The organism is Microbacterium sp. Nx66 (assembly GCF_904066215.1).
Taxonomy (GTDB): Bacteria; Actinomycetota; Actinomycetes; order Actinomycetales; family Microbacteriaceae; genus Microbacterium; species Microbacterium meiriae.
Window position 1 is genome coordinate 2,101,256 of the sequence record NZ_LR880474.1, and the last position, 13,636, is coordinate 2,114,891.

Below are 13,636 nucleotides of genomic sequence, written 5' to 3' on the forward strand. Positions count from 1 at the left end.
CGAACAAGTCTACGAGGGGCCACGGACATCGGCTCCGAGAACGCCGTACGCGCCTGGTGCGGACGCCGCCGCGCCCGCCCGTCTCGCCGCACGGAGGGCGACCAGGATCCCGCCGAGCAGCGCCGCCGCGGCGAACGGAGCCAGGATCACGACCTCGGGGGTGTCCGGCCGCTCGGCGAGCAGCCAGACGCCGAACGCCAGCGGCTGCGCGATCAGCTGAACGGCGAGGAAGCGGCCGGCACTCGGAAGCAGGACGGACAGGGCCACGCGCGAGGAGAGCGGCACCACGAGGCTCAGCGACGCGCAGACATGCAGGGCGTGCACGAACAGCAGAGCCAGCGCGGTCCGGGAGGGATCCGGTTCCGAGAGGATCACGCCGAACGGGAGGCAGGCCAGGGCCACCCAGGCGGCGAGACTGCGGGGGATCGCGACGGCGACGGCAGCGGCGAGCACCGCGATGCCCTGCCACAGCGGGAAGGGGATCAGGAGCAGTGCTCCCCCGGCGGCCAGGGCGACCACTGCCAGCCGGAGGACGGCCCCCGGGACCGCGACACCGGCGCGGAAAGAGCGGACGGCGCGAGTCATCGGCGCCCCGTCCCGCGACGCGCAAGACGGCGGGCGGCACGGCGCATCGCGGCATCGACACCACCGGACCACGGCACCACCTCGATGCCGGCATGTCTCAGCTCGGCCAGGACGTCGGTGCGCTCGGCGAGCAGAGTGCGCAGGGCGATCCGCTGCTCGCGACTGAGGCGGCTCTCCTCGGGAGTCGGAAGCACATCGACGGCGATGACGGCGTGGCCGGCGGCGCGCCAGCTGGTCGCCATCCGTGCCGCCACCCCGTCGACGAACGTCGAGAGCACGAAGACGATCGACCCTGGCGGCACGGCCGGGGACCGCCGATAGGACGGATCGGTGCCGATGCCGGTCGCGGCGATCGCGCGGCGCACACGGGCGAGGTGTCGGGCGCCACCGCCGGAGGGCAGCGAGAGGCCGTCCGGAGAGAGCGCGTGATAGGCCACGCGGTCGCCCACGCCGATCGCCGCGGTGGCGATGGCGAGGGCCGTTTCCCGCGCGAGATCGAGTGAGGTCACTCCGGAGCGATCGGGGTCGCCGCTCCCCCACGCGGCCACGGCGGCGCCGAGATCTTCGGCGGTGTCGATCGCGAGCACGACCGACGAGTCGCTCAGCGCGTCGTCCCTCCGCACCAGGAGATCTCCTGGTCGACGTGCGGCGCGGGCGGTCGCGCGCCAGTCGACCCGACGGAGCTCGTCTCCGGGGACGAAGGGCTGGATGTCCCGGAAGTCGCCACCCTGCCCCGGGCGGGAACCCGGATGCGACCCGTGCAGTCCGGTGAGCCGCAGCGCCACCGGGAGGCTGCCGATCCGCACCGCGCGCGGCGGCGCGTTCCAGGCGAGCGCCGTCCGAGGGACGACATCGGAGACCCACGCGCCTTCGAGACTCGACCCCCGCAGGGTCACGGCGAGCGGCTCACTCGGACCCGAATGCTGCAGCACACCGCGCGCCGTGAGACAGGCCGTTCCCGGTCGGACATCCACGAGACCGGTTCGCCGCCCGTCCTGATCCACGGCGATCTGCACCGCATCCGCCGCCAGCACCACATCCGCGGCGGTCTGCACTTCCGGGCGATCGACGCTGCCGGCGGCGTGCGCGCGCAGAGCGATTCGCGCTTCTCCGGGGCTCGGGCGGCGGAGGAGCGCCCACGCGGCGGCCAGCGCCAGCGGCAGGCCGATGGCGACGACATCCGGACGGGAGAAGGCGAGCCCCACCGCGGCGATGATCGCCGCGCCGCCGATGCCGAGAGCGATGACCGGCGTCCGCCGCCAGGCGACCGCGGTCGCCGTCTGCACCGCCGCCTCGTCCGTCACGGGGCCGCCGCGACGGTCGGAGGCACGGCCGTCCGCGCCAGGGCCGCGTCGACGACCGTCCGCGGGTCCACTCCCTGTGCCCAGGCCTGCGGCGTCAGGGTCAATCGATGCGCGAGGGCCGGCACCGCGACGCGCTTGAGGTCGTCCGGCCGTACATATGCCCGACCGTCCAGCGCGGCGAGCGCGCGTCCGAGGAGGACGAGCGCCTGCGAACCACGCGGGGAGGCGCCGACGGCCACCGTCGCCGCCTCGCGTGTCGCCCGCGTGAGCTCGACGCCGTATCGCACGACATCGCGGTCGACGTGGATGCCCTCGACCGCTGCTTGGATCCGCCGCAGGCCGTCGGCGTCCACCACGGGCTCGACCTCGATATCCGGGCTCTGCCGCTCCATACGGTCGAGGATGATCCGCGCTTCCTCCTCCGGCTGCGGGTACCCCACCGCGAGCCGCACCATGAAGCGATCGAGCTGCGCCTCCGGCAACGCGTACGTCCCCTCGTACTCGATCGGGTTCGATGTGGCGATCACGTGGAACGGACGCGGGAGCGGAAACCTGTTGCCCTCCACCGTCACCTGGTGCTCGGCCATCGCCTCGAGCATCGCCGACTGTGTCTTCGGCGTCGTCCGGTTGATCTCGTCCGCAAGCAGCAGTCCCGTGAAGATCGGACCGGAGCGGAAGGCGAAGTCCCCGGTGGAAGGCGCGTAGACGTAGGAACCGGTGACATCGCCCGGCAACATGTCGGGTGTGCACTGCAGCCGCCGGAAGTCCAACCCGAGCGCACCCGCGAGGCTGCGCGCGGCGAGCGTCTTGCCGAGGCCGGGAACGTCCTCGAAGAGCACGTGGCCGCCCGCCAGGATCGCGGCCAGCGCGATCGTCAGGGGCTCGTCCATCCCGACGACGGCCGTCTTGACGCCCGCGAGCACGCGGCGTCCGACATCGGCGATCTGCGTGGTTTCGTCGGTGGTCATGTTGTCTCCTCCGTGTCGATGGGGATGCGGTCGAGGGCGTCGAGGACGCGCTCGATGTCCACGCGTTGCACTTCTCGCGCATGCAGGGAGGCGCGGACACCGTCTCCCAGCACCGCGTCGATACGCGGGTGGTCCTGAGGGTCATCGAGGTCGAGGCCGAGATGCGCGAGGCGCCGACGGACCACGCCCTGCACGCGTCGGACGACGACATGGCCCGCGACGCCGGTGCGGGTGTTGATCGCCCACGCCAACCGCGACACGTCCGAGCCACGGCCCTCCGCTCGTGGCGCCTCCGGCGGCCACACGACCACCTCGTCGACGAAGGCCTGGCGGGTGGCCGCGACGATCGCGAGCAGGATGAGGGTCCATGCGACGGCGAAGGGGGCGGGCACTCCGAAGGTGAGCATCACGACGAGAAGACCAGCGGCGACGAGGGCGCTGAGGAGACCCAGGACGATCCTCCCTCTCATCGCCACCCCGCCTTGATGCCGCGAAGCGCGTCGGCGGCGCTCCGCCGGTCGCCTTCGTCTGCGATCAGCCCGCCGAAGCGCACCCGCTCATAGAGGCGTTGCAGGACCGCGACGTCCGCGGCGATGCCGTGGCGCCCGCCGATCACCCGGGCGGTGAATTCTGCCGGCGTCTCCGTCGGAGCGCGCCCCTGACCGGCGTCCGCGGCGGATTCCTCCAAGCCGATCCACGCCGCGACGATCGCGTCACCGGGTACTGGTCGTTCGCTGACCGTGCGAAGCGCATCGGAGACCCCGCGGCGGATGGTCACCTCGTCAGGGAGGATATCCGGCGACGTGGGGCTGGCACCCGGCCCGGCAGCCGCGGCATCGCGGCGTGCGAGCGGACGGTCCCGCCACAGCCGCACGAGGAATCGGAGGAGCTGGCGAACGACCACGACGACGAGCGCGAGGACGGCCAGCCCCAGCACGAGACCGAAGACCATGCCGAGCACCTGCGCGAGAACCGGATCCCCCCACGATTCCGGAGGCAGCGGTGTCTCCGTCGCCGTCGGGGCGGGGAGCACGACGTTCTCCTGGGGCGGCGATGTGCTCTCGGCCTCCGTCGACGCGAACTGCGGGGTGCCCTGCACGGCCGCGGCGAACATGAGGAGACCGAACAGTCCGGCGACGGCGGCGAGGCCGAGGAGCATCGGCGGCCCCGGTCGACGCACGCGCTCCGGCGCGGGGACCGGAGGCTCGGGGCGCGACATGCCTCCCACCCTAGGGGTGCGCAGGCGAGCACCCGCGCTTCATATCGGGATGCCGCTGAACGGTCAGGGGTGGGCGGGGCGGGGCCCCGCGAAGGCGCCCAGTCCGTCCCGCAGTGCTGCCACCTCGTCGATGTCCATCCCCACGGCGGCCATCACCTGCCGCGGCACGTCCACCGCCCTGGCACGCAGGGCGGCACCGGCGTCCGTGAGCGTGATCTCGAGTCGGCGTTCGTCCTCGCTGCTGCGCTGGCGGGCCACCAGGCCGTCGGCTTCGAGTCGCTTGACGAGGGGCGACGCCGTCGCGGGCTCCAGCGCGAGGTCGGCGGCGAGGTCGTTGAGGGTTCGCGGAGCCCGCTCCCAGAGGGCGAGCATCACCAGGTACTGCGGATGGGTCAGCCCGAGCGGCTCGAGGATCGGCCGGTAGATCGCCACCACGTTCCGCGCCGCCGTGACCACGGCGAAGCAGAGCTGGTTCTCGAGGCGGAGCAGATCATCGGTGTCGGTCACGATCCCGACTATACATCTGCACGAATCATTAGTACACTAATCAACATGTCACGCGACTCCAGCCGGCCCCCTCTTCGCACCCGCATCCGCGAAGCGGGGGGCCTCTATGCCTGGGTGAACACCAACCTCGTGCGTCTGGCGGGCCCTGCCTCCGTCGGGCCCTACGAGAAGACGCCGCCGCCGAGCGCCGCGGAACGCGCCGAACGCGCCTGCCCGCTCTGCGGAGCACCGATGACGGAACACGAGATCGACCGCTCCGGGCCGAAGACCCTGGTGCACTGCCCGTAAACCGCTCGGGTCAGTCGCCGTCCGCGGTGGCGGCCCCCACGGACTCTCGGGCCATGTCGATCCACATCATCAGCGCCGCATCATCGGTGATCGCGGACGCGGCGACGTCGATCCAGCCCGACCCCATGGTGCGCGACCCCATCACGGCCCGAGAAGCTCCCGGCTGGGTCACGGCGACGGCCCCGTTCTCCTCATCCACGCGGACGAGGAGCGTGCCGTCCTTCCGTGCTCCGACGAGGATGCGGCCCTCGTCGAGGAATGCCCTGGTTCCGAACATCCGCCTCTCCTCGATCGAGGGGTCAGCGCCGAGCAGCGCCCGGACTCGGTCCGCGAGTTCCTCTCCTGCCGCGTCCATCTGGTCTCCGTCTACGCGTGCCCGGCCCGCTCCATCGAGCGGAGCTCCTTCTTCATATCCTGCACCTCGTCACGCAGGCGCCCGGCGAGCTCGAACTTCAGCTCCGCGGCAGCGGCGAGCATCTGATCGGTGAGGTCCTGGATCGTGGCTTCGAGCTGCTGCGCTCCCTCGGCAGCGATGCCGGTGCGCCGCAGGTTCGGCGTGGGCGACTTGCCCTTGCCCGACGCACGGCCTCGCCCGGACATCAGCTCCGCCGTGTCCTGCCCCTCGCGCGCCAGCACCTCGGTGATGTCGGCGATGCGCTTGCGCAGCGGCTGCGGATCGATCCCGTGCTCTTTGTTGTACGCGATCTGCTTCTCGCGCCGACGGTCGGTCTCCTCGATGGCTTTGGCCATGGAGTCGGTCATGTTGTCCGCGTACATGTGCACTTCGCCCGAGACGTTACGCGCTGCCCGGCCGATGGTCTGGATGAGTGACGTCCCGGAGCGGAGGAACCCTTCCTTGTCGGCGTCGAGGATCGCGACGAGCGACACCTCCGGGAGGTCGAGTCCCTCTCGCAGCAGGTTGATGCCCACCAGGACGTCGTACACACCGGCGCGCAGCTCGCTGAGCAGTTCGACGCGGCGCAGGGTGTCGACGTCGGAATGCAGGTAGCGCACCCGCACGCCGTGTTCCCCGAGGAAGTCGGTCAACTCCTCGGCCATCTTCTTCGTGAGGGTCGTGACGAGGACGCGCTCGTCCCGCTCCACGCGAAGCCTGATCTCCTCGAGCAGATCGTCGATCTGTCCCTTCGACGGCTTGACGATGATCTCCGGGTCGACCAGTCCCGTCGGGCGGATGATCTGCTCCACCACACCGTCCGCGATGCCCATCTCGTACTTGCCCGGGGTCGCCGACAGGTAGACGGTCTGCCCCACGCGGTTCTTGAACTCGTCCCAGCGCAGCGGTCGGTTGTCCATCGCGCTCGGCAGGCGGAAGCCGTGGTCGACGAGCGTGCGCTTGCGGGAGGCGTCACCCTCGTACATGGCACCGATCTGCGGCACCGTCACGTGCGACTCGTCGATGACGAGCAGGAAGTCGTCGGGGAAGAAGTCCAGGAGCGTGTGCGGCGGCTCCCCCGGCATGCGCCCGTCCATGTGGCGCGAGTAGTTCTCGATACCGGAGCAGAAGCCGAGCTGCTGCAGCATCTCCAGGTCGAACGTCGTCCGCATCCGGAGGCGCTGCGCCTCGAGGAGCTTGCCCTGCCGCTCGAACTCCTTGAGCCGCTCCTCCAGCTCGTGCTCGATCGTGCCGATCGAGCGCTGGATGACGTCGGTGCCCGCCACGTAGTGCGAGGCGGGGAAGATCGGCACGGCGTCGAGCTTCTCGATGACCTCGCCCGTCAGCGGATGCAGCGAGTACAGCGCCTCGATCTCGTCGCCGAAGAGCTCGATGCGGATGGCGTGCTCCTCGTACACCGGGATGATCTCGATCGTGTCGCCGCGGACCCGGAAGTTGCCCCGCGAGAAGTCGACGTCGTTGCGGTTGTACTGCATCGCGATGAACTGACGGATCAGGGCGTCGCGGTCGTACCGCTCCCCCACCTGGAGCGCGACCATGGCGCGCAGGTACTCCTCCGGCGCCCCCAGGCCGTAGATGCAGGACACGGTCGACACCACGACCACATCGCGGCGGCTCAGCAGGGAGTTCGTCGTCGAGTGGCGAAGGCGCTCGACCTCCGCGTTGATCGAGGAGTCCTTCTCGATGAAGGTGTCCGTCTGCGGGACGTAGGCCTCGGGCTGGTAGTAGTCGTAGTAGGAGACGAAGTACTCGACGGCGTTGTTCGGCATGAGCTCACGGAACTCGTTGGCGAGCTGAGCGGCGAGGGTCTTGTTGTGCGCCAGCACGAGCGTGGGGCGCTGCACCTGCTCGACGAGCCAGGCCGTGGTCGCGGACTTGCCTGTTCCGGTGGCGCCGAGCAGCACGATGTCGGTCTCGCCCGCGTTGATGCGGGAAGCCAGATCGGCGATCGCCTGCGGCTGATCACCGGCAGGGGCGTACTCGCTGATGACCTCGAAAGGGCGGACACTGCGGGTGGGCTGCATACATCAAGCGTATGCCGCCCCTCCGACATCGGGGCCGGCGGGGTCGGAAGCCTCCGGTGGGCGGCTGTCCTTCAGCGCGCGCGGAGCCGGTCCCAGAGCGCGTCCGTCTGAACCAGGGTGTGCTCGATCGACCCCGAGGTGTCGATCACGACATCGGCGATCGCGAGCCGCCGTTCGTCGGAGACCTGGGCGGCGATCCGGTCGCGCGCGGCCTCGGGGGTCATTCCGCGCAGGCCGACGAGCCTCTCGAGACGGACGTCCTCCGGCGCATGCGCGACGACGATCTCATCCCAGGGGTCATCGACACGAGCCTCCACCAGGAGCGGAACGTCGTACACGACGACAGCCTCCGGGTCGGCGGCGAACGCCGCGTCGAAACGGCGCTGGGACTCTGCCCGCACCGCAGGGTGCACGATGGCGTTCAACTGAGCGAGCCGGTCCGGGTCGGCGAACACGGTCGACCCGAGGGCAGCCCGGTCGAGGGATCCGTCCTCGGCGATGACGGTGTCTCCGAACGTCCGCGCGATCGTGCGGAGCACCTCGGATCCCGGAGCTTGGACCTCGCGCACGATCTGATCCGCGTCGACGACGACCGCGCCGAGCTCGGTGAGCCGGTTCGCGATGGTGGACTTCCCCGACGCGATGCCTCCGGTGAGAGCGATGAGCGGCATCCGACCATCCTGCCACGCTCCGGGCCCGGGGCCGCACGACGCGGAAACGGAACAATCGGGAAAGCTTCGGCCCCTCTTGAGGAAGACTTGACAGTCCCCTGAGGTGTGCTGCGTAACGTCGAAACCATGACGAACACGGATGCCTCCACACGCCCTCACCGCACCGAGCGACGCTCCCGGCGACGCCCGATCATGGCGTTCGCGCTGGCCGTGCTCGCGACCGGCGGCATCGGCGCGGCGCTCACCAGCGCCGCGTGGACGGACAACACCTTCTTCAGCGCCCCCGCCGCGGGAGCCACCTTCAACCTCCAGGGTTCCGTCGACGGAACCACCTGGAAGGAGTCGGCGGCCAAGAACAGCATCGAGCTCGTCGTCCCCGCCGAGAAGCTGGCGAACCTGCTTCCCGGCGAGACCCGCACCATCAAGCTCTGGGTGAAGAACGTCAGTTCCGTCAACGCCGCGCTCACCTCCACCGTCGAGTACGCCCCCGGCACCACGGCGACCGACTTCACGGTCAAGCCGACCGCCACGATCACCGGACTCGCGGCGTCGCTGACCTCCTCGGGGTCCACCGCCGCCGATGAGTTCGAGCTCGTCGTCACCACTCCGGCGGACTGGGCGACCAGCAACCAGGGCAAGACCGGCACGATCCTCGTCACGGTCTCCGCGACCGCGACCAACTGACCACCCACCGCCGCAGCCGAGACGAAGGACGAATCGTGGTGCAGCTCCTCCGCCGGCTCGCCCTGCCCGTTCTCTGGACGCTGGCCGTCATGGGGGTGGGCTGCGGCGTCGTCTGGGGCGCCACGGCCATCGGAGTCCTCCAGCCGCTCGTCGTGATCTCGGGCTCGATGGAGCCCGAGATCATGACGGGCGATCTCCTCATCGCCACGAAGGTCCCCGCCGACTCTCTGGAGGTGGGTGACGTCGTCAGCCTGCCCAGCGCGCTGACCGACTCCCTGGTCACCCATCGCATCACCGCCATCGAAGCCGCCGATGGCGCGCGCACCATCACCATGAAGGGCGACGCCAACGAGTTCTCCGACGCTCTCGACTATCCGGTGAGCGGCGACGTGTGGAAGCCGGCGGTGCAGCTTCCCGGGTGGGGAACCGCGATCATGCGGATGACGACGCCCGCTGTCGCCCTCCCGTTGCTCCTCGGGCTCCTGGGGCTGCTCGGTCTCAGCATGATGAGCCCCGTGGAGCACCCGGCGCGGAAGCCCCTGACGACGTGACCCCGGCGCGACGACTGGTGGTCCCGCTGGCCGGCTTCGCCTTCGCGGTGGTGGTCGTCTTCGTGTCGCTCGCACAGGCGAGCGTTCCCACCACCAGCGCGGCGTGGACGGACCGCGCGGTCGTCAAGGGAACGGTGACGGCGGCATCCGCCTGGTTGTCCCCGTTCACGGGGAACACGTGCAAGGCGTACAGCAGCCCCACGGCCGCCCCCACCACCTGCGCGATCACGGCGATCCGCTACGAGGAGATCAGCGACACCTCCGGCCACTTCTACATCAGCACGAACGCCCCGGGCGGGTCGCACCACGTCGACGTCGACGTGGATCTGAAGAAGGCGACGGGCCTTCCCCGGACGTGGACCTCGTGGAACGCTGCGGGGGTGCTCCCGGGCAGTCACGTCACGCCGGACCCCGCGTGGACGTGCTCCTCGTTGCCCCGGCTCACCGGACGCAGCCTCGACTGGCACCTCACCGACCTTCAGGTTCCCGTGACGCTGCACCGCACCACGGCGGACACGATCTGCACCTGAGCCTCCTGGGCGCGGCGCAGCTCCCTCAGCGCGCGAGCAGCTGCCGTCGGGAGCTGATCACGCCGGTGTCGAAGCCGGCGAGGTGCAGTCCGCCGTGGAAGCGGGCGTGCTCGATCTTGATGCAGCGGTCCATGACGACCGAGAGGCCGGCCGCCTCGGCGAGCGCAGCGGCCTCCTCGTTCCAGGAGCCGAGCTGGAGCCACAGGGTCTTCGCCCCGCTGTCGATGGCCTCCTGCGCGACCCCCGGGAGGTCGTCGTGACGACGGAACACGTCCACGATGTCAGGCCGCACGGGCAGGGCGCTCAACGACGGGTAGACCGGCTGGCCGAGGATCTCGGTCTCCCTCGGGTTCACGAGATAGACGTCGTAGTCCGTGCTGGACAGCAGGTAGGTCGCCACGAAGTACGAGGCCCGTGACGGATTCCCGGAGGCACCGACGATCGCGATGGATCGTGCCCGGCGCAGCAGCCCGAACCGCTGCGGCTGCGAGGGTCCGGTCCACGTGCGGCCCGGTTCGACGGTGACGGGAAGCGCGCAGCTGGCCGCGTCCGTGGTCGCAGGAAGGGTGCAGGCGTCGCCGGCGGAGGTCGTGCTCATCGGTGGGCTCCCGTCGCGAGGGTGAGGGCCTGATCGAGGTCCCAGATGATGTCCTCCGCGTCCTCCAGGCCGACGGAGATGCGGATCAGGTCGGGGCGCACGCCGGCGGCGACGAGCTGTTCCTCGGTGAGCTGGCGATGCGTCGTGGAGGCCGGGTGGATGACCAGGGTGCGGGCATCGCCGATGTTGGCGAGATGGGACGCGAGCTGCAGGTTCTCGATGAACGCCTCCCCCGCAGCGCGGCCGTCCTCGGCAGCGACCCCGAACGCGAACACGGATCCCGGTCCCAGCGGCAGGTACCGGGCGGCACGCTCATGATGCGGATGGCCTTCGAGCCCTGCCCAGGTGACGTAGGACACGCGGGGGTCTGCCGCCAGCCACTCGGCGACGACCCGGGCGTTGGCGAGGTGAGCGTCGATGCGCTGGGGCAGCGTCTCCACGCCCTGCAGGAGCGTGAACGCCGACTGCGGGCTCAGCGCCGGGCCGATGTCGCGCAGCTGCTCGGAGCGCAGCTTGGTGAGGAACCCGTACTCCCCGAAGTTGCCCCACCAGGAGATGCCGCCGTAGGAGGCCACCGGTTCGGTCATCTGGGGGAACTTGCCGTTGCCCCAGTCGAAGGTGCCCTTCTCGATGACCACTCCGCCGAGGGTCGTCCCGTGACCGCCGAGGAACTTCGTGACCGAGTGGATGACGATGTCCGCCCCGTGCTCCAGCGGACGCGCGAGGTACGGGGTGGCCAGGGTGGCGTCCACGACGAGCGGCACGCCTGCCTCGTGGGCGACAGCGGCGAGACCCTCGATGTCGGCGATCTCGCCCGAGGGGTTTCCGATCATCTCGACGTAGACGACCTTGGTCTCGGGACGGACGGCCGCGGCGAAGTCCGCCGGGTCGGAGGAGCGGACGAAGGTCGTCTCCACGCCGAAGCGACGCAGTGTCACGTCGAGCTGCGTGACCGTGCCCCCGTAGAGCTGCGCGGCGGCGACGACGTGATCGCCCGCGCCCACGAGGGCGGCGAACGTGATGAACTCCGCGCTCATGCCGGAGGCGGTCGCGACCGCACCGATTCCGCCCTCCAGCGAAGCCAGGCGCTCCTCCAGGGCGGCGACCGTGGGGTTGCCGATACGCGAGTAGATGTTGCCGTACTTCTGCAGCGCGAAGAGGTTTCCGGCGTCGGCCGCATCGTCGAAGACGAACGACGTCGTCTGATAGATCGGCACCGCCCTCGCCCCGGTGGCGGCGTCCGGGGTGCCCCCGGCGTGAAGGGCGCGGGTGCGGAACCCGAAGCGATGGTCGTCGGTCATGATGTCCTCGATTCTGCGGCGAGAGCGCCGGCGATGTCGTCGACGGCCCAGGGGTTCTGCAGTGATGTCGTGTCGCCGAGCGCCTGCGGGGTCCGTCCCGCCCGCCGATCCTGTTCCGCGTCCCAGAGCTGCGCGAGGAGGCGGCGCATGATCTTCCCCGAGCGCGTCTTGGGCAGATCGGGCACGACGACGACGTGCTTCGGCTTCGCGACCGGACCGATCGAGCGGGCGACCTCAGCGCGCAGCGCGTGCGCGTCGATCTCCGCCCGGCCGGACGGGGTGACGAACGCCACGACCGCCTGCCCGGTGACCGGGTCCGCCACACCGGCGGACCCGGCTTCGCCGACCGTCTCGTGCGCCACGAGCGCCGACTCGATCTCGATCGTCGAGAGGCGATGACCGGAGACGTTCACGACGTCGTCGAGCCGCCCCAGGATCCAGATGAAGCCATCGGCGTCGCGGGTCGCCCCGTCTCCCGCGACGTAGTAGCCGCCATGCGCCCCCACTCCGGCGTACGCGGACCAGTACGCGTCGCGGTAGCGCTCCGGGTTTCCCCAGACGGTCCGCGCCATCCCCGGCCACGGGCGCCGGACGACCAGGGTCCCGGATCGGCCCGGCGCCACCTCGTCACCGTTCTCGTCGACCACGGCGACGTCGATGCCCGGAAGCGGGACCGACGCGGAGCCGGGCTTCAGGGGCGTGATGCCGGGCAAGGGGGCGATCATCGCGGCACCGGTCTCCGACTGCCACCATGTGTCGATGACGGGGAGCTCATTCCGCCCGAAGTTCCGGCGGAACCACACCCAGGCCTCCGGGTTGATCGCCTCGCCCACCGTGCCGAGCAGCCGCAAGCTCGACAGGTCGTGTCCGCCCGGCAGTTCGTCGCCGAACCAGGTCATGAACGTCCGGATGAGCGTCGGCGCCGTGTAGTAGACCGTCACGCCGTAGCGCTCGATGATCTCCAGGTGCCGCTCGCGACGCGGAGTGTCCGGCGTGCCCTCGTAGATGACCTGGGTGAGCCCGTTCGACAGCGGTCCGTAGATCTCATACGTGTGCGCGGTGACCCAGGCGAGGTCGGCCGTGCACCAGTGAACGTCATCCGGTTTGGCGTCGAAGTGCGCCCAGTGCGCCCAACTCGCGTGCGTCAGGTAGCCGCCGGAGGTGTGCACAAGCCCCTTCGGCTTCCCTGTCGTGCCGGAGGTGTAGATGATGAACAGCGGGTGCTCGGCGTCGAAAGCCTCAGCCTGATGCGCGGTGGGTGCTATGTCGACGACGTCGTGCCACCACACGTCCCGACCGTCGGTCCACGGGACGGCCTGTCCGGTACGACGGAGCACGAGGACGTGTTCGAGGTCCGGCAGTCCCGCAGCGGCGGCATCGGCGGCGGACTTGACCTCGGTCGCCGTCCCCCGCCGGAACTGGCCGTCGCTGGTCACGAGCAGCTTCGCCCCGGTGTCCTCGAGCCGGAACCGCACGGCCTCCGCCGAGAACCCTCCGAAGACGAGCGAGTGGACGGCTCCGATCCGCGCGCACGCGAGCGTGATGACGACGGTCTCCACGAGCACGGGGAGGTAGATCACGACGCGATCGCCCGGTCGGATGCCGAGGTCTTCGAGCGCGTGCGCCGCCTGGGCCACACGACGCTGCAGGTCGGCGTAGGTCACCGAGACGCGGTCGCCCGGCTCCCCCTCGAAGTGGAGGGCGACCTTGTCTCCGCGTCCGGCGTCCACGTGCCGGTCGACGCAGTTCACCGCGACGTTCAGCTGCCCGCCGAGGAACCATCGCGCCGCGGGGACCGCACCGTCGACCGGCGGTTCCCACTCGTGCACGCGGCCCCACGGCTCGACCCAGTCCAGCCGGCGGGCCGCATCTTCCCAGAAGGCCACAGGATCAGCGGCCGCGCGAGCATAGGCTTCTGCGGTCACGTTGGCATCGGGGAACGCGGGCGACGGAGGATAGACCCGTTCCTCCAGCAGCCGAGCCTCGGTCAT

Annotated in this window: 16 protein-coding genes; 4 read left to right on the forward strand and 12 right to left on the reverse strand. The window is 70.4% G+C overall.

Features of this window, described 5'->3' with window-relative positions:
* Positions 1-9: 9 nt before the first annotated feature.
* The 6 genes from MICNX66_RS10005 to MICNX66_RS10030 form a co-directional block, all read right to left on the reverse strand.
* A complete protein-coding gene (locus tag MICNX66_RS10005; RefSeq protein ID WP_187661748.1) occupies positions 10-585 on the reverse strand; it encodes a hypothetical protein in 576 nt (191 codons plus the stop codon).
* Entirely contained in the window at positions 582-1,889 is a 1,308-nt protein-coding gene (locus tag MICNX66_RS10010) for a DUF58 domain-containing protein (RefSeq protein WP_232089040.1), read from the reverse strand. The genes MICNX66_RS10005 and MICNX66_RS10010 overlap by 4 nt, the downstream gene beginning before the upstream one ends.
* Entirely contained in the window at positions 1,886-2,857 is a 972-nt protein-coding gene (locus MICNX66_RS10015) for an AAA family ATPase (RefSeq protein ID WP_187661749.1), read from the reverse strand. The genes MICNX66_RS10010 and MICNX66_RS10015 overlap by 4 nt, the downstream gene beginning before the upstream one ends.
* Positions 2,854-3,327 carry a hypothetical protein gene (locus tag MICNX66_RS10020; protein ID WP_232089041.1) on the reverse strand — a complete coding sequence of 158 codons (474 nt, stop codon included), beginning with the start codon at positions 3,325-3,327 and terminating at the stop codon, positions 2,854-2,856. The genes MICNX66_RS10015 and MICNX66_RS10020 overlap by 4 nt, the downstream gene beginning before the upstream one ends.
* Positions 3,324-4,076, reverse strand: coding sequence for a DUF4129 domain-containing protein (locus MICNX66_RS10025; RefSeq protein WP_187661751.1), 753 nt, complete (start codon positions 4,074-4,076; stop codon positions 3,324-3,326). The genes MICNX66_RS10020 and MICNX66_RS10025 overlap by 4 nt, the downstream gene beginning before the upstream one ends.
* A gap of 63 nt (positions 4,077-4,139) precedes the next feature.
* On the reverse strand, positions 4,140-4,583 hold the full coding sequence (locus MICNX66_RS10030; RefSeq protein ID WP_187661752.1) for a MarR family winged helix-turn-helix transcriptional regulator: 444 nt from the start codon (positions 4,581-4,583) through the stop codon (positions 4,140-4,142).
* A gap of 45 nt (positions 4,584-4,628) precedes the next feature.
* Between MICNX66_RS10030 and MICNX66_RS10035 the strand changes: the two genes are divergently transcribed.
* Positions 4,629-4,871, forward strand: a complete 243-nt coding sequence (locus MICNX66_RS10035) for a hypothetical protein (protein ID WP_187661753.1) — start codon at positions 4,629-4,631, stop codon at positions 4,869-4,871.
* 10 nt (positions 4,872-4,881) lie between these two features.
* Here MICNX66_RS10035 and MICNX66_RS10040 read toward each other — a convergent pair whose 3' ends face one another.
* The 3 genes from MICNX66_RS10040 to coaE all read right to left on the reverse strand — a co-directional run bounded on the left by MICNX66_RS10040 (position 4,882) and on the right by coaE (position 7,981).
* Positions 4,882-5,226, reverse strand: a complete 345-nt coding sequence (locus MICNX66_RS10040; protein ID WP_187661754.1) for a TfoX/Sxy family protein — start codon at positions 5,224-5,226, stop codon at positions 4,882-4,884.
* Positions 5,227-5,237: 11 nt separating this feature from the next.
* Positions 5,238-7,310: an excinuclease ABC subunit UvrB gene (gene uvrB, locus MICNX66_RS10045; RefSeq protein ID WP_187661755.1), complete on the reverse strand. Its 2,073-nt coding sequence runs from the start codon at positions 7,308-7,310 to the stop codon at positions 5,238-5,240.
* A gap of 71 nt (positions 7,311-7,381) precedes the next feature.
* Positions 7,382-7,981, reverse strand: coding sequence for a dephospho-CoA kinase (gene coaE, locus MICNX66_RS10050; RefSeq protein WP_187661756.1), 600 nt, complete (start codon positions 7,979-7,981; stop codon positions 7,382-7,384).
* 126 nt (positions 7,982-8,107) lie between these two features.
* Between coaE and MICNX66_RS10055 the strand changes: the two genes are divergently transcribed.
* Genes MICNX66_RS10055 through MICNX66_RS10065 form a run of 3 tightly spaced genes read left to right on the forward strand, consistent with a single transcriptional unit; the run spans position 8,108 to position 9,746 of the window.
* Positions 8,108-8,665, forward strand: a complete 558-nt coding sequence (locus tag MICNX66_RS10055; RefSeq protein WP_187661757.1) for a hypothetical protein — start codon at positions 8,108-8,110, stop codon at positions 8,663-8,665.
* 35 nt (positions 8,666-8,700) lie between these two features.
* On the forward strand, positions 8,701-9,216 hold the full coding sequence (locus MICNX66_RS10060; protein ID WP_187661758.1) for a signal peptidase I: 516 nt from the start codon (positions 8,701-8,703) through the stop codon (positions 9,214-9,216).
* The gene (locus MICNX66_RS10065; protein WP_187661759.1) at positions 9,213-9,746 is read left to right on the forward strand and encodes a hypothetical protein; all 534 of its coding nucleotides are present in this window, start codon (positions 9,213-9,215) and stop codon (positions 9,744-9,746) included. Before MICNX66_RS10060 ends, MICNX66_RS10065 begins: the two co-directional genes overlap by 4 nt.
* Positions 9,747-9,771: 25 nt before the next feature.
* On the opposite strand, the gene MICNX66_RS10070 is transcribed toward MICNX66_RS10065, so the two are convergent.
* The 3 genes from MICNX66_RS10070 to acs are packed head-to-tail and all read right to left on the reverse strand — an operon-like array spanning position 9,772 to position 13,636.
* A complete protein-coding gene (locus MICNX66_RS10070; protein WP_187661760.1) occupies positions 9,772-10,344 on the reverse strand; it encodes a CoA-binding protein in 573 nt (190 codons plus the stop codon).
* Entirely contained in the window at positions 10,341-11,645 is a 1,305-nt protein-coding gene (locus MICNX66_RS10075; RefSeq protein WP_187661761.1) for an O-acetylhomoserine aminocarboxypropyltransferase/cysteine synthase family protein, read from the reverse strand. The genes MICNX66_RS10070 and MICNX66_RS10075 overlap by 4 nt, the downstream gene beginning before the upstream one ends.
* Positions 11,642-13,636, reverse strand: a complete 1,995-nt coding sequence (acs, locus tag MICNX66_RS10080; RefSeq protein ID WP_232089042.1) for an acetate--CoA ligase — start codon at positions 13,634-13,636, stop codon at positions 11,642-11,644. Before acs ends, MICNX66_RS10075 begins: the two co-directional genes overlap by 4 nt.

What these genes read in the sequence shown, in the direction of transcription:
- uvrB (WP_187661755.1), bottom strand. Translation starts at nt 7,310, where the DNA reads ATGCAGCCCACCCGCAGTGTCCGCCCTTTCGAGGTCATCAGCGAGTAC.
- coaE (WP_187661756.1), bottom strand. Translation starts at nt 7,981, where the DNA reads ATGCCGCTCATCGCTCTCACCGGAGGCATCGCGTCGGGGAAGTCCACC.
- MICNX66_RS10020 (WP_232089041.1), bottom strand. Translation starts at nt 3,327, where the DNA reads ATGAGAGGGAGGATCGTCCTGGGTCTCCTCAGCGCCCTCGTCGCCGCT.
- MICNX66_RS10070 (WP_187661760.1), bottom strand. Translation starts at nt 10,344, where the DNA reads ATGAGCACGACCTCCGCCGGCGACGCCTGCACCCTTCCTGCGACCACG.
- MICNX66_RS10035 (WP_187661753.1), top strand. Translation starts at nt 4,629, where the DNA reads ATGTCACGCGACTCCAGCCGGCCCCCTCTTCGCACCCGCATCCGCGAA.
- MICNX66_RS10075 (WP_187661761.1), bottom strand. Translation starts at nt 11,645, where the DNA reads ATGACCGACGACCATCGCTTCGGGTTCCGCACCCGCGCCCTTCACGCC.
- MICNX66_RS10005 (WP_187661748.1), bottom strand. Translation starts at nt 585, where the DNA reads ATGACTCGCGCCGTCCGCTCTTTCCGCGCCGGTGTCGCGGTCCCGGGG.
- MICNX66_RS10040 (WP_187661754.1), bottom strand. Translation starts at nt 5,226, where the DNA reads ATGGACGCGGCAGGAGAGGAACTCGCGGACCGAGTCCGGGCGCTGCTC.
- MICNX66_RS10025 (WP_187661751.1), bottom strand. Translation starts at nt 4,076, where the DNA reads ATGTCGCGCCCCGAGCCTCCGGTCCCCGCGCCGGAGCGCGTGCGTCGA.
- acs (WP_232089042.1), bottom strand. Translation starts at nt 13,636, where the DNA reads ATGACCGAGGCTCGGCTGCTGGAGGAACGGGTCTATCCTCCGTCGCCC.
- MICNX66_RS10015 (WP_187661749.1), bottom strand. Translation starts at nt 2,857, where the DNA reads ATGACCACCGACGAAACCACGCAGATCGCCGATGTCGGACGCCGCGTG.
- MICNX66_RS10055 (WP_187661757.1), top strand. Translation starts at nt 8,108, where the DNA reads ATGACGAACACGGATGCCTCCACACGCCCTCACCGCACCGAGCGACGC.